Raw genomic sequence first — 19056 nt, 5'->3', positions numbered from 1 at the left:
TAACGCGTGCCCCGTCCGAACATCGTGATCATCTACACCGACGATCTGGGCTGGGGCGACCTCGGCTGCTACGGCAGCCCGGACATCCGCACGCCGCACCTCGACGCGCTCGCCGCGCGGGGCGTACGGATGACCGACTGGTACTCGAACTCCCCCGTGTGCTCGCCGTCGCGGGCCGCGCTGCTGACCGGGCGGCACCCGGCGCACGCGGGGGTCGAGTCCATCCTCGGCGCCCGGCGGGACACGCACGGGCTGCCGCCGCAGTCCACGCTCGCGTCGGCGTTGTCGGCGGCGGGGTGGCGTACGGCGGTGTTCGGGAAGTGGCATCTGGGCGTCGAGCCGGGGTCGGCGCCGCTGCGTTTCGGGTTCGACCACCACTTCGGGTTCCGGGCCGGGTGCGTCGACTACTACTCACACATCATGTACTGGGGTGTGCGGAACCCGTTGCACGACCTGTGGTCGGACGACGACGAGGTCTGGCACAACGGCGAGTACCTGACCGACCTGATCACCGACCGCGCAGTGGAGTTCATCGACGAGGTCCGCGAGCCGTTCCTCTGCTATGTGGCTTACAACGCGCCGCACTACCCGATGCACGCGCCGGCCGACGCGATGGCGGCGTACGCGCACCTGCCGTGGGACAAGCAGGTGATGGCCGCGATGATCAGCCGGGTGGACGACGGCGTCGGGCGGATCGTCGACGTGCTGGAGCGGACCGGGCGGCTCGACGACACGATCATCTTCTTCTCGTCCGACAACGGTCCGTCGGCCGAGGAACGCAACTGGCTCGGCGGCGAGGAGATCGCGTACGCGGGCGGCTCGACCGGCGGTCTGCGCGGTCACAAGGGCTCGCTGTTCGAGGGCGGCATCCGCGTCCCCGGCATCTGGTCCTGGCCGTCGACACTCCCCGCCGGCGTGACGTCCGCCGAGCCCGCGATGATGATCGACGTGCTGCCCACTGTGCTCGCCGCCGCCGGCGTCCCCGCCCCCGCGGACATCGACGGCATCCGACTCTTCACCGCCGACTCCCCCGACCGAACCCTCACCTGGGAGTACGCCGGCCAACAAGCCGTCCGCCGCGGCCCCTGGAAGCTGGTCCTCAATCCCGCCGAACACCTAGGCGCCCCCCAAACCCCCGGCACCCACCTCTACAACCTGGCAGAAGACCCCACGGAGACCAAGGACCTGTCGGCGGAGCACCCCGAAGTCCTGAAAGAACTCCTCGCCGCCAACGAAAGCTGGACCAACACCCTCAACACCTGGCACTCCCACACGCCATGAGTTTCAGGGACGTTTGTGGATGACGAGTGGTAGTACGGCGCCGGCGCCTGCTTCGCGGAGTTTGGCTGTGGCGACTGTGACTGGCCACTGGGACGACGTGGAGTCGACCAACAGGAGGACTGTGCGGCCGGCAACGGTCTGGGCGGTGGCGTCGTCCACCGCGATGCCGTCGCGCCAGACCTTGGCCTCCTCGGCCGAGGAGAGGTCGTCGGTGTAGCCGGTGCGGTTGACCGTCAGCTCGGCTCGCTCCAACCGGCCGACCCCGGCGACGTGATCGGCGATCGCGGACGTGAGGTCAGGATGACCCCCAGCAGCCAGCGGCACGACGACCTCGGGCCGCGACGACCACGAACCACGCCAGCGCGACAGCGCCGCAACAGCACCGGCCTGCAGTGCCTCGACGGCGTCCGGGACCGGTGTGCCGTTGAACGCGCCCTGCAGCACCTCGCGCCACTCGGGCGCGTCGGCGTACACGACGATGCGGCCCGGCTCGGCGGACAAGCCGGGTGGGATCTTCCCACGCGCGCCGAACGCGCCGCCCGGCCACATCTTCCGCGGCTCCAGCACATGCACCTCGCCGCGCAGCGACCGCGTGATCGTGGCGACGGTCTCCGGGTCGGGGCGCGGCACCAACGGCTCCGGCAACTCCCCCAGACACACAGAGCACCGCCCGCAGGGCTCCGCGGAGGGATCGTCCAGCGACTCCTGGAGAAGTTGCATCAGACAACGATCACCGCGGGTGTAGGCGCGCATGATGTCGGCCTCGCGTCGCCGCACGGACACGATCCCGTCGTAGTGCGCCGCGTCGAACGTCCACTCGGCACCGGTCCGGATCCATCCGCGCTCGACCCGCTCGACGACCCCGTCCACCGCGAGCTGCTTCAGCATCAGCTCGACACGGGTCCGCCGCAGCCCGGTCTCGGCCTCGAGCGCCGGCACCGACGCCGGCTGGTCCGGACCGTAGCCCTCCAGCGCCCGCAACAGCCGCTGCACGTTCTCCGGGACCGGGATGGTGGCCGTCGCGAAGTAGTCCCACACACCGGAATCCGCATCGGACGGCAACAACGCCACCACCGCGTGGTCGATCCCGCGCCCGGCGCGACCGACCTGCTGGTAGTACGACACCGGCGACGGCGGCGACCCCACGTGCACCACGAACCCGAGGTCCGGCTTGTCGTACCCCATGCCCAGCGCCGACGTCGCGATCAACGCCTTCAGCTGGTTCGCCCGCAGCGCGTCCTCGAGGCTCTCCCGCTCCCCCGCCTCCAGCTGCCCTGTGTACGCCGCGACCGGCACGTCCCGCCCGTGCACCTCCTGGATCACCCCGGCGAGCCGCTGCGCGTCCGCCACCGTCAACGCGTAGACGATGCCCGAGCCCGGAAGCTTCGGCAGCACGTCGACGACCCACGCGAACCGGTCCAGCGGCGACAGCGCATCCACCACCGCGAGCTGCAGACTCGAGCGGGCCAGCGGACCACGCAGGACCAGCGTCGACTCGCCGAGCTGCTTCGCGACGTCCTCCGTCACGCGCGAGTTGGCGGTCGCGGTGGTGGCCAGCACCGGGGTCTTCGGGTTCAGCTGCTGCAGCACCTCGGAGACCCGGCGATAGTCCGGCCGGAAGTCGTGACCCCAGTCCGACACCGCGTGCGCCTCGTCGATCACCAGCAGACCGATCTCCCCGGCCAGGCTGTCCAGCACGCGGCGGCCGAAGCCCGGGTTGGCGAGCCGCTCCGGCGACACGAGCAGCACGTCGACGGCGCCGGAGCGCAGGTCGTGCTCGATGCTCGACCACTCGTCGATGTTGTTCGAGTTGAGGGTCGCCGCGCGCAGCGCGGCGCGACTCGCCGCGGCCACCTGGTCACGCATCAACGACAGCAACGGCGAGACCACCAGCGTCGGCCCGAACCCCTCGGCCCGCCGGATCGCGGTGGCCGCCCAGTACACAGCAGACTTGCCCCAGCCGGTCGCCTGGACCACGAGGACCCGCGCCGCCGCCTCGCACAGCGCGGCGACCGCGGTCTCCTGATCGGGTCGCAGCCGCGCGTCGTCCCCCGCGATCGCGCGGATCAGGTCGCCGGCGACCTTGGCCCGGTCGTCGGTCAGCGTCAGCGTCGCGTCGGTCTCACCCATGCCGACGACCCTAGACGCCCGCACCCCCAGTTCGCTCGCCTCGGTCCGGTGCCTGTGGAAAACCGCGATGGATCAGGCGCACTTGCCCGGATGGCAGGGTTCGCCGGCCGGGCTCATCAACCGGCGTGGACCCGGTCCCGCCGAGGCGAGGGCGTCGTGCGGGTTGGCGAGGGCACAGCGATCCAGGGACAGGCAGCCGCAGCCGACGCAGTCCTTGAAGTCGTCGCGGAGCTGTTCGAGGTGCACGATGCGGCGGTCGAGCTCGGCCTGCCAGCACTCCGAGATGCGCTCCCAGTCGGCGCGCGTCGGCGTCCGGTTCTCCGGCAGCAGCTTGAGGATCGCGGCGACCTCGGCGAGCGGTACGCCGACCCGCTGGGCGATCCGGACCAGCGCCACCCGACGCAACGTGTCCCGCTTGTAGCGGCGCTGGTTCCCCGACGTACGGCGGCTGACGATCAGCCCTTGGCGCTCGTAGAAGTGCAGGGCCGAGATCGCGACGCCGCTGCGCTGCGACAGCTGCCCGACCGTCAGCTCACCCGGCTCGATGTCCATCGCCCATCCCTCCGACCTCAACCTAGATCGAGGCTAGCGGAACGGATCAGGCAGCGACGAGGCGGCGTCCTATGCTCGCCGACATCAGCGCGGCCGCGGCGCAGAGCCCGCCGGCCAGGTACCACGCGAGGTTGTAGCTGCCCTGCGCGTCCCGGATCGCGCCGGCACCCGTCGCGGCCAGCGCGGCGCCGACCTGGTGCGACGCGAACACCCAGCCGAACACGATCGGCCCGTCCTCGCCGAACCATTCGCGGCACAGCGCCACCGTCGGCGGCACGGTGGCGACCCAGTCGAGTCCGTAGAAGATGATGAACACCCAGGTGCTCGGCGCGGCGGTCGGCCCGAGCAGCGACGGCAGTACCAGCAGCGACAGCCCGCGCAGCGAGTAGTAGGCGATCAGCAGGTACCGCGGGTCCCAGCGGTCGGTCAGGTACCCCGAGAAGATCGTCCCGCCGACGTCGAAGACGCCTACCAGCGCCAGCAGCGACGCGGCCGTCGTCGCCGGCATGCCGTGGTCGTGTGCCGCGGTCACGAAGTGCGTCCCGACCAGACCGTTCGTCGACGCACCGCAGATCGCGAAGCCCCCGGCCAGCATCCAGAACGCCGGCCGCCGCGCCGCCATCCGCAGCGCGTTGAGCGCTCGCATGGCACTGCTACCGGTCGTCTCCACCCGCTGCCCCGCAGTACTACCTTCCGGGGCGCCGTACGCGCGCAGCCCGACGTCGCTCGGGTAGTCCCGCAGGAACAGCAGCACCAGCGGTACGACGGCCAGCGCCGCGCCGGCAGCCACGAGCGCCGGCACCCGCCAGCCGTAGTTCGAGGCCAGGGACGCGATGAGCGGCAGGAAGATCAGCTGACCGGTCGCCCCGGCCGCGGTCAGGATCCCCGTCACCAGACCGCGGCGCTGCACGAACCAGCGGCCGGTGATGGTCGCGACGAAGGTCATCGACATCGACCCGGTGCCGACACCGACCAGGAGTCCCCAGCAGAGCAGCAGCTGCCAGGACGAGGTCATGAAGACCGTCAGCCCGCTGCCCAGCGCGATCAGTACGAGCGCGCCGCTGACCACCTTCCGCAGCCCGAGCCGGTCCATCAGCGCCGCCGCGAACGGCGAGATGCCGCCGAACAGCAGCAGGTTGATCGACACCGCCGCGGAAATCGCCGCGTGCGACCACCCGAACTCCTCGTGGAGCGGGTCCAGCAGCACACTCGGCACCGACCGGAACCCGGCCGCACCGATCAGCGTCACGAACCCGACCACAGCGACTGCCCAGGCCAGATGCACCCGGGGAGTCCTTCGCGTCTCCAGAATCTGCGTCACCCGACTACTGTGGCGGTTCGATCATCATCGAACTAGTGGCCAGAAAGACAACATGTGTCAAGATATGGCCATGAGTCGTCACCTGGCCGCCGTCGGGCCGCACGTGGTCGCGGTCCTCGCGCTCGAGCCCGTCGTCGGGTTCGACCTGACCATCCCGCCGACGGTCCTCGGCGCCGCCACCAAGGCCGACGGCACCCGGTTGTACGACGTCCGCATCTGCGGACTCGGCGGACCCGTCCGCGCGGGCGCCGGCTTCAGCCTCGTGCCGGATCACGGGCCCGAGGCGCTCGCCGCGGCGGACACCGTGATCGTGCCGGGAACCTACATCGCCCAGCCGCGCTACGAGGGCACGCTGCCCGACGACCTCGCCGCCGCGCTGGCGACCATCCGGCCGGGGACGCGGATCGCTTCGATCTGCACCGGCGCGTTCGTCCTCGGCGCGGCCGGCTACCTCGACGGCCGGCCCGCGACGACGCACTGGCGGCGGGCCGAGCTGTTCCGCAGCGTGTACCCGCAGGTGAAGCTCGACGAGGACAGGCTGTTCATCGACGACGGCGACGTCCTCACCTCGGCCGGCCTGGCCGCGGGGGTCGACCTCTGCCTGCACCTGATCCGCCGCGACTTCGGCAGCGAGGTCGCCAACCGCGCCGCCCGGCACTGCGTCGTACCGCCCTGGCGTGACGGCGGCCAGTCGCAGTTCATCGAACGCGCCGTCCCCGAGGAAGGCAGCGAGGGTACGTCGCCCACGCGCGCCTGGGCACTCGGGCGGCTCAGCGAGGAGATCAGCCTCGCGGCGATGGCGGAGCACTCCCGGATGAGCGTGCGTACCTTCAGCCGTCGTTTCAAGGCCGAGACCGGCCAGTCGCCCGGCACGTGGCTGCTGCAGCAGCGCGTCCGGCACGCGTGCCAACTGCTGGAGACCACCGACCTGTCGGTCGACCGCGTCGCCGAGGAGGCCGGCCTCGGTACGGCGGCCTCGCTGCGACACCACCTGCGGTCCGAGCTGGGCGTCTCCCCACTCGCCTACCGCAAGACGTTCCGGGCCGGTTAGGTCAGAACGACCAGCTCGTGCGGCTGGTTGTTCATGGACTCGACGCCGTCGGCCGTCACCACGACGATGTCCTCGATCCGGGCACCCCAGCGGCCGGCCTGGTAGATGCCCGGCTCGACACTGAACGCCATACCTTCTTCCAGCGGCAGGGCGTTGCCCGCAACGATGTACGGCTCCTCGTGGACGTCCAGACCGATGCCGTGTCCGGTGCGGTGGATGAAGTAGTCGCCGAACCCCGCCGCTGCGATGACATCCCGAGCGGCGGCGTCGATGGACTCCGCGGTCGCGCCCGGCCGCACCGCGTCCACCGCCGCCTGCTGCGCCTCCTGCAGCACGGCGTACGTCGCGGCGACGTCGGCGTCGCGCGGCGTGCCGACGGCGTACGTGCGGGTCGAGTCCGAGTTGTAGCCCTCGGCCACCGGACCGCCGATGTCGACGACCACCACGTCGCCTGCCTCGATCACCCGGTCGGAGAGCGCGTGGTGCGGGCTCGCGCCGTTCGGGCCGCTGCCGACGATCACGAAGTCCGCCTCGGTGTGGCCTTCCACGACGATCGCGGCGGCGATGTCGGCGCCGACCTCGGCCTCGGTCCGGCCGGGACGCAGCCACTCGCCGACCCGGGCGTGCACGCGGTCGATCGCCGCGCCCGCCTTCCGCAGCGCGTCGATCTCGGCCGTGTCCTTGCGCATCCGCAGCTCACGGACGATCGGCCCGGCGAGCACCTGCTCGGCCTTGGGCAGCGCGTCGCGGATCCCCAGCACATGGAGCGCCGGCGTGAAGTCGCTGACCGCGACGCGATCGGCACCGCCGAGTCGCTCGGCGGCGAGGTTGTACGGGTCGACGCCGTCCACCCACGTGACGATGTCGACGCCGAGCTGCGCGATCCCCTCGAACCCGGGAGCCTCGAGCTTCGGTACGACGAGGGCCGGGACGCCGTCGGCCGGGATCACGAGGGCTGTGAGGCGCTCGAACGAGCCGCCCGGCTGACCGATCAGGTAGCGCAGGTCCGAGCCGGGAGCGATCACCAGACCGGTGCCGGCCGCGGTGTCACGGGCGCGGTCCAGGCGGGCACGGAGTACAGCGGCATCGGGAACGGAAGGGAGTGCTGAGCGACGGGCCATGGAGTGACTCTAAAACTGTCGGAGCGGGTTGCTACAACTTCCCCCATGACCCTGCACCATGTGTCCGTCGGCGATGGCGTACCCGTCCTCGCCCTGCACGGCTGGACTCCGGACCACCGACTGATGACCGGCTGCCTGGAGCCGATCTTCACCCAGCACACCGGCTACCGCCGGCTCTACCCGGACCTGCCCGGCATGGGGCAGTCCCCCGCCGGTGACATCGACAGCTCGGACGGCATCATGGCGGCGGTCCGCGCGTTCGTCGACGAGCAGATCGGTGACGAGCCGTTCCTGCTGATCGGCGAGTCCTACGGCGGGTATCTGGCTCGCGGCCTGGTCGCCGAGCGGCCCCGGCAGGTCCTCGGCCTCGGGCTCATCTGCCCGGTCGGCACCCTGTGGCACAAGGACCGCGTGCTGCCCGAGCACGCCGTCCTGCGGACCGAGCCCGGCGTGCTCGAATCACTGACCGAGGGCGAGGACTTCACCGATCTCGCCGTCGTGCAGTCGGCCGCCGCCCTGGCCGCGTACCGCTCGGACGTCGCGCCCGGCCTCGCGATCGCCGACACGGCGGCGCTCGAGCGGATCCAGAAGAACTGGGCGTTGACCACGGCCCCGGAGAGCGGCCCGCCGTACGACGGACCGTCCCTCATCGTGTGCGGCCGCCAGGACGCCGTGACGGGGTACGAGGACCTGTGGGGCCTGCTCCCCCACTACCCACGCGCCACGTACGCCGTGCTCGACGTCGCCGGCCACAACCTCCAGATCGAACAGCCCGCGTTGTTCGGAGCCTTGGTCAGCGAATGGCTGCAACGGGTGCCGACGGGTGGCCGTCAGCTGGTCTGAGCCGTCGGCATGATCGTGAGCTGCTGGAAGTTGACCCGGGGCGGCTGCGTGGCGATGAAACCGACCGCCTGTGCGATGTCGTCCGGGGTCAGCCACTCCATGGCCTGCTTCGAGCCTTCGAGCCACTGCAGGGCGCCGTCGTCGGTGACGTGGCTCTGCAGTTCGGTGCCGACGATGCCTGGTTCGAGCGCGGACACGCGGACGTTCTTCGGGCCGAGCTCGGCCCGGAGGTGCCGGGACAGGTGGCTGACGTAGGCCTTCGTACCGGAGTAGACGGCGAAGTTCGGGAAGATGTTCTGCGCCGCGATCGACGACGTGTTGATCAGGTCGGCCACACCCCGCTCGGCCGCGGCCGCGACCAGTTGGGGTGTGAACGCGCCGATCGCGTTCATCAGGCCCGTGATGTTGAGGTCGATCTGGCGCTGCCACTGCTCGGTCGCGCGCTCCTCGACCGGCGCCGGGAGCATGACGCCGGCGTTGTTGAAGAGCAGGTCGGCACCGCCCAGCTCCGAGGCGACCCGGTCGGCCGCGTCCTGGACAGCGGCGGCGTCGGTGACATCGACGGCGAGCGCCAAGGCCTGTCCGCCGTCCTTCTCGATCCGGGCGACCAGTTCGCGCAGGCGATCGGCGCGCCGGGCCACGACGACGACGGTCGCCCCGAGCGCGGCCAGATGTTCGGCCGCGCTCTCGCCGATACCGCTGGAGGCGCCGGTGATGACCGCTACCCGGCCTGCGAGCGGCTTGGCTTCGGCTTGCACAGACATGTGATGAGTACCTTTCGGGAGGTGACGTCCGGCGACTGCCGTCCGCTCATCCAGAACACCAGCAGAACAAGGCGTTCGGGGCGCTCGAGCTGGCCTTGTCCAGGCAGGCATCGGCAAGGCTGGTACTGGCAGGGCCACCTAGCCGCCCGGACCGGTCCCGGCGCTCGATCACACTGGTGGCATGGAACGTAGTGCCGAGATCGCCGACTTCCTCCGCTCGCGGCGGGCCGCGATCGCGCCCGACCGCGCCGGGCTGCCCGAGGACGGACGCAAGCGCCGTGTCCCCGGGTTGCGCCGCGACGAGGTGGCGCGACTCGCGGGTGTCAGCACGGAGTACTACACCCGGCTCGAGCAGGGACGGGCCGGGAACCCGTCCACGGAGGTGCTCGATGCCCTGACCCGCGCGCTGCAGCTCGACGCGGTCGAGCGGGAACACCTCACCGACCTCCTGACCCGGCGAGCACCGGTCCGGCGTACTCCGGCGAGTCCGCAGCGGGTTCGGTCCGGCCTGTACCTGATGTTGCAGACGCTCGACCACGTGCCGGCGTTCATCCTCGGGCGGCGGACCGACGTGCTCGCGACCAACCGGCTCGCCCGCGCGGTGCTGACGGACTTCGACGCGATGCCGGCGACGCGGCGCAACCTCGCCCGGTACTACCTGCTCGATCCCGAGGCGCGCGAGCGGGTCGGCGACTGGGAGCGGATCGCGGCCGAGACCGTCGCGATGCTGCGGCTCGAGGCCGGCCGATACCCGAACGACCGTCAGCTCGCTGATCTCGTCGGTGAGCTGACGTTGCAGTGCCCCGAGTTCACCGGCTGGTGGAACGACCACCGCGTGCTGCGCCGGACCCACGGCTCGAAGACCTATCACCACCCGGTCGCCGGTGACCTGGAGTTCGCGTACGAGTCGTTCCAGGTGCCCGGCGACGCCGAGCAGACGCTCTGCGTGTACCAGGTCGAGCCGGGCTCGCCCACGGCCGACGGTCTCCGGCTGCTCGCGAGCTGGGTCGCCCCACAGCCCGCGACCGACTGAATCACCCTCTGCCGCTGACGGCTACCAGCGGGTAATGTCGGCCGCATGGTGACTGCGAAGCGTCCGATCGGGTGGCCGTTGCTCGTTGCGCTGACGAACGGGCGGACCAAGGTCTCCGACGAACGGCTGGCCGCGGCCGTCCGGGGCAAGGTCGTGCTGGTCACCGGCTCGTCGTACGGGATCGGCGAGGCGACCGCGCGGCGCCTGGCCGCGGCCGGCGCCACCGTCCTGCTCGTGGCGCGGACGGCGGAGCAGCTGCAGGTCGTGGCCGAAGACATCAGGTCGCGCGGCGGGACGGCGTACGTGCACCCGGCCAACCTCGCGGACCCGGCGGCGGTGGCGGAGCTCGCGCGCGTCGTGCTCGCCGAACACGGTCGGGTCGACGTCCTGGTGAACAACGCCGGCAAGTCCATCCGGCGCTCGATCGCGGACACGTACCAGCGGTTCCACGACATCGAGCGGACGAACGCGGTGAACTACCTCGGGCCGGCGAAGCTCGTGCTCGAACTACTGCCGTCGATGCGGGAACAGCGGTCCGGGCACATCGTGAACGTGTCGACCGCGGGTGTCCGTACGCCGCCGATGGCGCGCTGGTCGGCGTACCTGGCGTCGAAGAGCGCGTTCGACGTCTGGCTGCGGTGCGTGGCGCAGGAGGTGCGCGGCGACGGGGTGACGACGTCGACGGTCTACATGGGGCTGGTGCACACCCGGATGAGTGAGCCGACGCCGCTGCTCAACAAGATGCCGGGGTTGACGCCGGAGCAGGCGGCCGACCAGGTGTGCACGGCGGTGGCGGAGCGGCCGCACAACATCACGCCGCCGTTCGTCCGGCCGGCTGATGCTCTGGGCAACCTGTTGCGGGTGCCGACGGATCGGTTGCTGGAGCAGTACTTCCGGCGTACGGGAGGCGGGAAGAAGCGATGAGGACGATCCGCCCGATCCCGCCGCTGCGGCCGCCCGGGTGGCTGATGCAAGGTGCCGCCGAGGTCGGCGAGCTGTCGGTCGCGCTGGTCCGATCCGGGGTGTGGCGGTCGGCCGGGCCGGCACAACTCGTGCGGATCGAGCGCGCGCTGCGGACCTGGGGTCAGTCGATGGCCGCCCTCGGCGTGATCGCCGCGATCCGCTACCCGGACCGCGCGGCGGTGATCACCGGGGACGACGAGATCACGTACGCCGAACTGGACCGCCGGTGTGAGCGGATCGCGGCCGGTCTGCACGATCAGTACGGAATCGTTGCCGGTAGCAAGGTAGCTGTCCTGTGCCGCAACCACCGAGGCTTCCTGGAGGCGACCCTGGCAGCCTCCCGTGTCGGCGCGGACGTCCTGTTCGTCAACACCGAATTCGCCCCACCCCAGCTGGCGGCGGTCCTGGACCGCCACCGCCCTGACCTCCTGGTCCACGACGAGGAGTTCGCCCCGTCCCCCAACCTTCCATCCATCCTGTCCAACGGACCCGACCGAGCCCGTGGTGGTTTGGATGAGTTGGCCGAGAGTATCGCGCCGGCGGCGCCGGCGCCGGCGAGCGCCGGGCACATCACCATCCTCACCTCTGGAACGACCGGTACGCCGAAGGCGGCGCCTCGGGTGCCTACCGCGGTGGGGCTGGCGGGGCTGACCGGTAGTGCGTTGAGCCGGTTCGGGTTGCGGGCTGGTGAGCCGATGGTGGTCTGTCCGCCGTTGTTCCACGGGCTCGGGCTGCTGACCTCGATGCTCGCCTTGTTCCTCGGATCGCCGTTGGTGTTGCGGCCGCGGTTCGATGCGGCGACCTTGCTGGCGGATGTGGAGCGGACGCGGGCGGGGTCGGTGGCGGCGGTGCCCGTGATGTTGCGGCGGCTGCTCGAGCTCGGTCCCGAGGCGATCGCGGAGTACGACCTGCGCTCGCTCCGGGCCGTGATCTCGGGTGCGTCCCAGCTCGGCGCACCGCTGGCCGAGCGGTTCATCGAACGCTTCGGACCGATCCTGTGCGACGCGTACGGCTCCAGCGAGGTCGGTATCGCCACCATCGCGACCTCCGCCGACCTGCTCGCCGCGCCCGGCACCGTCGGCCGGCCGTGCCTCGGCAGCACGATCCGGATCCTCGACGACCACGACCGCCCGGCGCCGGCCGGCACGACCGGACGGATCTTCGCGGGCGGCGGCCTGGTCTTCGGCGGATACTCCGACGGCTCGTCCAAGACCGTCGTCGACGGCCGGATGAGCACCGGCGACCTCGGTCACCTGGACCGGGCCGGGCGCCTGTTCGTCGACGGCCGCGAGGACGACATGATCGTCTCCGGCGGCGAGAACGTGTACCCGGTCGAGGTCGAGCAGTGCCTCGCCGCGCATCCCGCGGTCGCCGAGGCGGTCGTCACCGGCGTCCCCGACGACGAGTTCGGCCAGCGCCTGGTCGCGTACGTCGTACTCCGCGAACCGGTCACCGAGGACGACCTGCTCACGCACGTGAAGGCGAACCTCGCGCGCTACAAGACGCCACGCCGGATCGTGGTCCTCGACGAGTTCCCGCGCAACGCGACCGGCAAGGTCCTGCGCAGCAAACTCACCCCGCCGTGAAGACCCGATGGTGACGAGCGGTTCGTACGCCCTGATCGGTTACAGCGAGCGGGGTGGGTGGCCGGTGTACGTCGGGAGGGTGCCCTTCGGGAGTGGGCCCTTGATGCGCGTCGGTTCCAGTTGCTGCTCGCGGGCGTGGGCGAGCAGGCCGACGGAGCGGGACAGCACGAACAGGCCGCGGGCGAGTTCGGCGGGGAAGCCGAGCTCGGCGTAGATGGTCGCGGTCGCGCCGTCGACGTTCATCGGTACGGGACTCAGCGCGGACTCCAGCGCGAGGGCGATCTCCAGGTGCCGGCCGGTGATGGTGCCGTCGGCAACTGCCTGCCGGGCAGCCGAGACGAGCGGGTCGCGGCGCGGGTCCTTCGGGTGGAACCGGTGACCGAAGCCGGGGACGTATGCCTTGCGCTCCTTGTACGACGCCACGAGGTCCTGCGCCGCGATCGCCGGGTCGGTTCCGGCGTCGACCGCGGCGCGCAGGTCGTACAGAACTTCGAGGCACTGCTGCCCGGCACCGCCGTGGACGTCGCCGAGCAGGTTCACGCCGGTGGCGATCGCGTTGTTCAGCGCCAGACCACAGGACGCGGCCATCCGCGCGGCGGCGATCGAAGGCGCCTGCGGGCCGTGGTCCACCGCGGCGACCAGCGTCTGCTCCAGCAACCGCGCCTCCCCCGCCGAAGGCAGCTCCCCGCGGACCATCAACCAGATCATCTGCGGGAAGCCGACCGCGCCGATCAGCTCCTCGACCGCATAGCCGTGAAACCGAATCACCCCGGGCCGGATGTCCGAGATGCCGGTGGCCCACCAGTCAGCCCCTTCACTCCCCTGGGTCATGTGGCTTCCTCTGCTTCGAGGGATGCGATCTCTTCCGGGGTGTAACCAAGTTCGGTGAGGATCTGGCGTGTGTGCTCGCCGAGTCGGGGTGGGCGGGTCGAGGGGCCGATCGGGGCGCCGTCGACGTGGACGCTGCTGCCGAGGACCCGGAGTTCGCGGTCACGGCCGTCGGGCATGTCCACCGTGTGCAGGAGGCCGCGTTCGGCGAGTTGGGGTAGGGCGAGAGTCTGCTCAACGCTCAGCACGGGCGCGACCGGTACGCCGGAGTCCGCGAGCAACTCGTCCCAGTCGGCCGCGGAGCGCCGGGACAGCGTCTTCTCCAACTCGTCGCGCAGCTCGGCCCGGTGCGTCTTCCGCGCCTCCCGCGACACGAAGCGCTCGTCGTCGATCAACTCGGGACGCTCCAGCAGCGTGCACAGCTCGACGTACTGCTCCTGCTTGTTGGCCGCGATGTTCAGCGCCCCGTCCGCGGTCCGGAACGTCCCGGACGGCGCCGACGTCGCGTTCTCGTTGCCCATGGCACCGGGTGTGCGACCGCCGACCAGATAGTCGGACACCACCCAGCCCATCGCCGCGACCGCGGTCTCCAGCATGGAGACGTCGAGGAACGAACCGGCGCCGGTGCGCTCGCGCTTCACCAGCGCCGCGGAGATCGCGAACGCCGCCGCGTACCCGCCAAGGGTGTCCGCGATCGGGAACCCGGTCCGGATCGGCGCGGTCTCCGGTGTCCCTGTGACGCTCATGATCCCGGACAGCCCCTGGATGATCTGGTCGTACGCCGGGCGCCCGCGCATCGGCCCCGTCTGCCCGAACCCCGACACCGCGCAGTACACCAGCCCCGGATTCAGCGACCGCAGTACGTCGGCCCCGAAGCCGAGCCGGTCCAGGACCCCGGGCCGGAAGTTCTCCAGCAACACGTCCGCCTCGCGCACCAGCCGCTCGAAGACCTCACGGCCGGCCGGGCTCTTCAGGTTGAGCGTGATGGACCGTTTGCCCGCGTTCTGCGCGAGGAAGGAGATGCCGAGCCCGTCCTGCGACAGCGACGGATCACCGCCGAGGTTCCTGGCCAGGTCGCCGGTCCCGGGCACCTCGACCTTGATCACGTCGGCACCCATCAGCGCCAACTGGTAGCCGGCGAACGGCCCCGCGAGCACGTTGGTCAGGTCGAGCACCCGCACCCCGGCGAGCAGATCCGCGTCAGGACCCACTGAACCCGCTCCACCCCGTCCGCACGATCGTCTCCGCGCAGCGCCGGACGGCGGCGACGTACGAAGGCAACCGGTCGTCGCTGAACCGGGTCGTCGGCCCGCCGATCGCGATCGCCGCGACGACCCGCCCGTCGGTACGGCGGACCGGGGCCGCGACACCCGACGCGCCGAGCTCTCGCTCACCGTGGCTGACCGCGAACCCGCGCGCGGCCGCGTCCGTGACCGCGGCTCGCAGCTTCTTCGCGAACCCTGGCTGCCGCGGTGCCTCCAGGGCCAGCTCCTCGATCAACGAGGGGTCGGAGTCGAGCACCGGCGGGTCGGTGAGCAGGACCTTCGACGCCGCACCGCCCCACAGCGGCATCGACGAGCCGACGACCACCACATGCCGGATGCTCAAGGAGCCCGGCGCCTGGGCGAGGCACACGCGGGTCCGGCCGACCCGGATGTAGAGATTCGCCGTCTCGCCGGTGTCGGCCGACAGCTTGCCCATCGCCGCGCGCACCGCCGGCGGGATCTCCATCGTCGCGCTGCTCAGCCGGGACCAGCGCAGGAAGCCCGGGCCGATCGCATACTTGCCCGGGCCGATCGCCGCGACCAGCCCGCGCTGCTCGAGCGTGGTCACGAGCCGGAGCACGGTCGTCTTCGGCAGCCCGCTCTCCGCCGTCAGGGCCGCCAGCGTCCAGGTCGGATGCTCGTCGTCGAACCGCTCGAGCAGGTCCAGCGCCCGGTGCACACTCCGCACTCCGTCACCTTCACTCATGCCCCGACGATAACCCGCCGTGCCACACAACGGAATCTCTGTACCTCCTGGTGGAATGCTGCTACGGTCGCCGGCAATACCCCTCGCCCCCAGGAGGTAGCTGCTCATGTCGCGACCCCGAACGGCGCTCGTCGCCGCGGGTCTGGTCGCCAGCCTGTTCGTCAGTGGCTGTTCGGCCCTGGACAAGACCCTCGACGGCGGCAGTGTCGCCGGCGACTTCCCGAGCCGGAACGTCGAGATCATGGTCCCCGCCGCGCCTGGTGGTGGTTGGGACCTGACCGCCCGGCAGTTCCAGCACGTGATCCAGGACAAGAAGCTGCTCGGCGAGCGCGCGGTGTCGGTGGTGAACGTGACCGGCGCCGGCGGCGCGGTCGGCATCTCCAAGCTGGTCACGAAGAACCGCAAGGACCCGCACACGCTGATGATCACCGGCCTGGTGATGGTCGGCGCGCTGACCCTGAACCAGTCCCAGATCACCGTCTCCGACACCACGCCGATCGCGACGCTGACCGCCGAGCAGGAAGTGCTGGTGGTGAAGTCGGACTCGCCGCTGAAGTCCCTGAAGGACCTCGTCGAGCTCTACCAGGCCGACCCGTCGAAGGTCAGCTGGGGCGGCGGCACGATCGGCGGCACCGACCACATCACCGCGGGCACGCTGGTGAAGGCGGCCGGCGCCGACCCGTCCAAGGTGAAGTACATCAGCTACTCCGGCGGCGGCGAGGCGACGGCGGCGATCCTGTCCGGCGACGTCACCGTCGGCATCTCGGGGCTGAGCGAGTTCGAGGAGCAGATCACCGCGGGCAAGATGCGGGTCCTGGCCACGTCCGGCACCGAGCCGGTCTCCCTCGACGGGAAACAGCTCCCGACGATGAAGTCCGAGGGGTACGACGCCGAGGTGCAGAACTGGCGCGCGATCGTCGCGCCGCCCGGCGTACCGGCGGCGGACCGGCAGCGGCTGATCGACTTCGTCACCGACGTCAACGAGTCGCCGGAATGGGCCGAGATCCGGAAGAAGAACGGCTGGACGAACTTCTTCAGGACCGGGGACGACGCGACGCGGTTCATCGCCGAGGAGACCACGCGGGTGCAGGCGCTGGAGAAGGAGCTGGGGATCATATGACCGCCACCGAAGAGTCGGTCGACGCGGCCAGGACGTCCGACGTCGAGGTCGAGGCGTCGCGGCGGGTCCGGATCATCGCCGCTGTGGTGCTGATCGTGCTGAGTACGACGTTCCTCGTCGGCGTGTTCGGCATTCGCAGCCCGAAGGGCCTGGACCCGGCGGGGCCCCGCTTCTTTCCTCTGCTGGTGACGGTTGCGTGGCTGGTCCTCTCGATCGCGTATCTGGTGGAGGGACTGCGGTCCCCCAGGACCAGTCGGGCAAGCGATCGGAGCTGGTTCGAGCCGCTGGCCGTGAGCGGGTTGCTGGTGCTCTACGCGTTGCTCGTGGTGCCGCTCGGGTACGTGATCGCGACCGCGCTGCTGTTCTTCGCGGCGGCCCGCGTGCTCGGGAGCCGGCAACTGGTGCGTGACATCGTCGTGGCCGTCGTCCTCGCGGTCGTCGTGTACATCGCGTTCACGCAGTTCCTGGACATCTCGTTGCCGGGAGGGGTGCTGGGCCTGTGATCGCGATGAGCGTCTTCGGTGAGCTCCTGCACGGTTTCGGCACCGTGCTCGATCCGATGAACCTGCTGTGGGCGGTGCTCGGTGTCACGCTCGGCATGCTGGTCGGCATCCTGCCGGGGATCGGCCCGGCGCTGACCATCGCGCTGCTGCTGCCGATCACCTTCAACTTCTCCGACCCGATCGGCGCCTTCATCATGTTCGCCGGGATCTACTACGGCGCGATGTACGGCGGGTCGACCACCTCGATCCTGATCAACACCCCCGGCGAGTCGGCCTCGGTGGCGACCGCGATCGAGGGGCACAAGATGGCCCTCAAGGGTCGCGCCCGGGCGGCGCTGGCCACCGCGGCGATCGGGTCGTTCGTGGCCGGGACGATCTCGACGGTCCTGCTGACGTTCGTCGCGAAGCCGATCGGCAGCCTGGCGAGCCACTTCCAGGCGACCGACTACTTCGCGATCACGTTGCTCGCGATGGTCGCGGTGACGGCGATCGTCGGACACTCGATGGTCCGCGGGCTGCTGTCGCTCGTGGTCGGCCTGTTCCTCGGGCTGATCGGGCTCGACAGCCTGTCCGGCGACCCGCGGTACACGTTCGGCACGCTGCGCCTGCTCGACGGGATCGACGTGGTGATCGTCATCGTCGGGCTGTTCGCGATCGGCGAGACGTTGCACGTGGCATCGAAGCTGCGGTCGACCCCGGAGCGGCCCGCCGTCCTGGAGCGGGGCCGGCTGCGGACCGGGTACCTCAACAGGTCCGACTGGGGCCGGTCGTGGGCGCCGTGGCTGCGCGGGACGGCGCTCGGGTTCCCGTTCGGGGCGATCCCGTCGGGCGGTGCGGAGGTGCCGACGTTCCTCTCGTACTCGATCGAGCGCCGGCGGGCCCGGAAGAAGGGCCGCGACGAGTTCGGCGACGGCGCGATCGAGGGCGTCGCGGGACCGGAGGCGGCGAACAACGCGTCGTTCTCCGGTGTCCTCGTACCGCTGCTGACGCTCGGTCTGCCCACGTCCGCGACGGCCGCGGTGATGCTCGCGGCGTTCCAGATCTTCAACGTCCAGCCCGGGCCACAGCTGTTCGAGGACCAGAGCACGCTGGTGTGGACGCTGATCGCGTCGCTGTACATCGGCAACCTGATCCTGCTGATCATGAACCTGCCGCTGATCCAGATCTGGGTCCAGGTCCTCAAGGTGCCGCGGCCGCTGCTGTACGCCGGGATCCTGGTCTTCGCGTGCCTCGGGGTGTACTCGCTGTCCGGCTCCGGGTACGAGGTGCTGATGGCCCTCGTCATCGGGGTGATCGGGTTCTTCATGCGCAAGCTCGACTTCCCGATCGCGCCGGTCGTGCTCGGCGTCATCCTCGGGCCCACGATGGAGGAGCAGTTCCGCCGGTCGCTGGTGATCTCGAACGGCGACGCGAGTGTGTTCGTCACCCGCCCGCTGAGCCTGGTGATCATCGTGCTGACGGTGCTCGCGCTGTTCGTCCCGTACCTGCCGCGGATCGTGGCGCGGGTGCGCGGGACCCGACCCACCCCTGACCGCCTGACCTTCGGTGAGGACGATTGATGGGAGAGTGGGGCCGTGAAGATTCTCGTCGGATACGTACCAACGCCCGAGGGTGAGGCGGCGCTGACCGCGGCGGCGACCGAGGCCGAGCTGCGCGGGGCCTCGATCCTGCTGCTCAACACGAGCCGGGGCGACGCCTACATCGACGCCCGCTACGCCAACGCCGACGAGTTGGCGGCCGCCGAGGCCAAGCTGCGCGAGCACGGCGTCGAGGTCACGATCCAGCAGGCGGTCTCCGAGGGCGACGTGGCCGGCGCACTCCTGAAAGCGGCCGCCGCCGAGGACGTCGTACTGATCGTCCTCGGCCTGCGCCGCCGCAGCCCGGTCGGCAAACTCATCCTCGGCAGCACCGCCCAGCGCGTCCTGCTCGAATCCCCCGTCCCGGTCCTCGCCGTCAAGGTCCCGTCCCCGCACGACTGACCGCAAGAAC

At 70.7% G+C, this 19056-nt stretch carries 18 protein-coding genes; 10 read left to right on the top strand and 8 right to left on the bottom strand.

Translation table 11 applies throughout. The annotated features are described in order from the left end of the window. The first annotated feature begins 6 nt into the window (after window positions 1–6). Window positions 7–1281: a sulfatase-like hydrolase/transferase gene (locus ABZW60_RS25610; protein WP_355480844.1), complete on the top strand. Its 1275-nt coding sequence runs from the start codon at window positions 7–9 to the stop codon at window positions 1279–1281. A gap of 3 nt (window positions 1282–1284) precedes the next feature. Here the strand turns inward: ABZW60_RS25610 and ABZW60_RS25605 are convergent, their stop codons facing one another. The 3 genes from ABZW60_RS25605 to ABZW60_RS25595 form a co-directional block, all read right to left on the bottom strand. After that, window positions 1285–3411, bottom strand: a complete 2127-nt coding sequence (locus ABZW60_RS25605) for a DEAD/DEAH box helicase (protein ID WP_355480842.1) — start codon at window positions 3409–3411, stop codon at window positions 1285–1287. A gap of 72 nt (window positions 3412–3483) precedes the next feature. Then, the gene (soxR, locus tag ABZW60_RS25600; RefSeq protein ID WP_355480840.1) at window positions 3484–3963 is read right to left on the bottom strand and encodes a redox-sensitive transcriptional activator SoxR; all 480 of its coding nucleotides are present in this window, start codon (window positions 3961–3963) and stop codon (window positions 3484–3486) included. A 46-nt stretch (window positions 3964–4009) separates the two neighbouring features. After that, entirely contained in the window at window positions 4010–5284 is a 1275-nt protein-coding gene (locus ABZW60_RS25595; RefSeq protein ID WP_355480838.1) for an MFS transporter, read from the bottom strand. A gap of 70 nt (window positions 5285–5354) precedes the next feature. On the opposite strand from ABZW60_RS25595, the gene ABZW60_RS25590 reads away from it, so the two are divergent. Next, window positions 5355–6335, top strand: a complete 981-nt coding sequence (locus ABZW60_RS25590) for a helix-turn-helix domain-containing protein (RefSeq protein ID WP_355480836.1) — start codon at window positions 5355–5357, stop codon at window positions 6333–6335. Here ABZW60_RS25590 and ABZW60_RS25585 read toward each other — a convergent pair. Further along, window positions 6332–7456 (bottom strand): Xaa-Pro peptidase family protein, encoded by a 1125-nt coding sequence (locus tag ABZW60_RS25585; RefSeq protein WP_355480834.1) that lies wholly within the window; start codon window positions 7454–7456, stop codon window positions 6332–6334. The genes ABZW60_RS25590 and ABZW60_RS25585 overlap by 4 nt on opposite strands. Window positions 7457–7501: 45 nt before the next feature. On the opposite strand from ABZW60_RS25585, the gene ABZW60_RS25580 reads away from it, so the two are divergent. Beyond that, the gene (locus ABZW60_RS25580) at window positions 7502–8299 is read left to right on the top strand and encodes an alpha/beta hydrolase (RefSeq protein ID WP_355480832.1); all 798 of its coding nucleotides are present in this window, start codon (window positions 7502–7504) and stop codon (window positions 8297–8299) included. Here the strand turns inward: ABZW60_RS25580 and ABZW60_RS25575 are convergent. After that, window positions 8287–9063, bottom strand: a complete 777-nt coding sequence (locus ABZW60_RS25575) for an SDR family oxidoreductase (protein WP_355480831.1) — start codon at window positions 9061–9063, stop codon at window positions 8287–8289. The genes ABZW60_RS25580 and ABZW60_RS25575 overlap by 13 nt on opposite strands. A gap of 181 nt (window positions 9064–9244) precedes the next feature. On the opposite strand from ABZW60_RS25575, the gene ABZW60_RS25570 reads away from it, so the two are divergent. From ABZW60_RS25570 to ABZW60_RS25560, 3 genes are read left to right on the top strand one after another with little or no spacing between them, the layout of a single operon-like run. Next, entirely contained in the window at window positions 9245–10096 is an 852-nt protein-coding gene (locus tag ABZW60_RS25570; protein WP_355480829.1) for a helix-turn-helix transcriptional regulator, read from the top strand. Between the two features lie 45 nt (window positions 10097–10141). Further along, the gene (locus ABZW60_RS25565) at window positions 10142–11020 is read left to right on the top strand and encodes an SDR family NAD(P)-dependent oxidoreductase (RefSeq protein ID WP_355480827.1); all 879 of its coding nucleotides are present in this window, start codon (window positions 10142–10144) and stop codon (window positions 11018–11020) included. Next, the gene (locus tag ABZW60_RS25560; protein WP_355480825.1) at window positions 11017–12645 is read left to right on the top strand and encodes an AMP-binding protein; all 1629 of its coding nucleotides are present in this window, start codon (window positions 11017–11019) and stop codon (window positions 12643–12645) included. Before ABZW60_RS25565 ends, ABZW60_RS25560 begins: the two co-directional genes overlap by 4 nt. Before the next feature lie 39 nt (window positions 12646–12684). On the opposite strand, the gene ABZW60_RS25555 is transcribed toward ABZW60_RS25560, so the two are convergent. From ABZW60_RS25555 to ABZW60_RS25545, 3 genes are read right to left on the bottom strand one after another with little or no spacing between them, the layout of a single operon-like run. Then, the gene (locus ABZW60_RS25555) at window positions 12685–13476 is read right to left on the bottom strand and encodes a citryl-CoA lyase (RefSeq protein ID WP_355480823.1); all 792 of its coding nucleotides are present in this window, start codon (window positions 13474–13476) and stop codon (window positions 12685–12687) included. Beyond that, a complete protein-coding gene (locus ABZW60_RS25550) occupies window positions 13473–14684 on the bottom strand; it encodes a CoA transferase (RefSeq protein ID WP_355480821.1) in 1212 nt (403 codons plus the stop codon). The genes ABZW60_RS25555 and ABZW60_RS25550 overlap by 4 nt, the downstream gene beginning before the upstream one ends. Next, window positions 14674–15444 (bottom strand): IclR family transcriptional regulator, encoded by a 771-nt coding sequence (locus ABZW60_RS25545; RefSeq protein WP_355480820.1) that lies wholly within the window; start codon window positions 15442–15444, stop codon window positions 14674–14676. The genes ABZW60_RS25550 and ABZW60_RS25545 overlap by 11 nt, the downstream gene beginning before the upstream one ends. 106 nt (window positions 15445–15550) lie before the next feature. Between ABZW60_RS25545 and ABZW60_RS25540 the strand changes: the two genes are divergently transcribed. From ABZW60_RS25540 to ABZW60_RS25525, 4 genes are read left to right on the top strand one after another with little or no spacing between them, the layout of a single operon-like run. Next, a complete protein-coding gene (locus ABZW60_RS25540; protein ID WP_355480818.1) occupies window positions 15551–16564 on the top strand; it encodes a tripartite tricarboxylate transporter substrate binding protein in 1014 nt (337 codons plus the stop codon). Beyond that, window positions 16561–17067 (top strand): tripartite tricarboxylate transporter TctB family protein, encoded by a 507-nt coding sequence (locus ABZW60_RS25535; RefSeq protein WP_355480816.1) that lies wholly within the window; start codon window positions 16561–16563, stop codon window positions 17065–17067. Before ABZW60_RS25540 ends, ABZW60_RS25535 begins: the two co-directional genes overlap by 4 nt. A 5-nt stretch (window positions 17068–17072) precedes the next feature. Further along, a complete protein-coding gene (locus ABZW60_RS25530) occupies window positions 17073–18626 on the top strand; it encodes a tripartite tricarboxylate transporter permease (protein ID WP_355481791.1) in 1554 nt (517 codons plus the stop codon). A 15-nt stretch (window positions 18627–18641) separates the two neighbouring features. After that, entirely contained in the window at window positions 18642–19046 is a 405-nt protein-coding gene (locus ABZW60_RS25525) for a universal stress protein (RefSeq protein ID WP_355480814.1), read from the top strand. Window positions 19047–19056: the final 10 nt, after the last annotated feature.

It is taken from the genome of Kribbella sp. NPDC003557, assembly GCF_040610805.1.
Classification (GTDB): domain Bacteria; phylum Actinomycetota; class Actinomycetes; order Propionibacteriales; family Kribbellaceae; genus Kribbella.
Note: the sequence above shows the minus strand (reverse complement) of the source record. Positions and strands in the feature narration are given on the sequence as shown.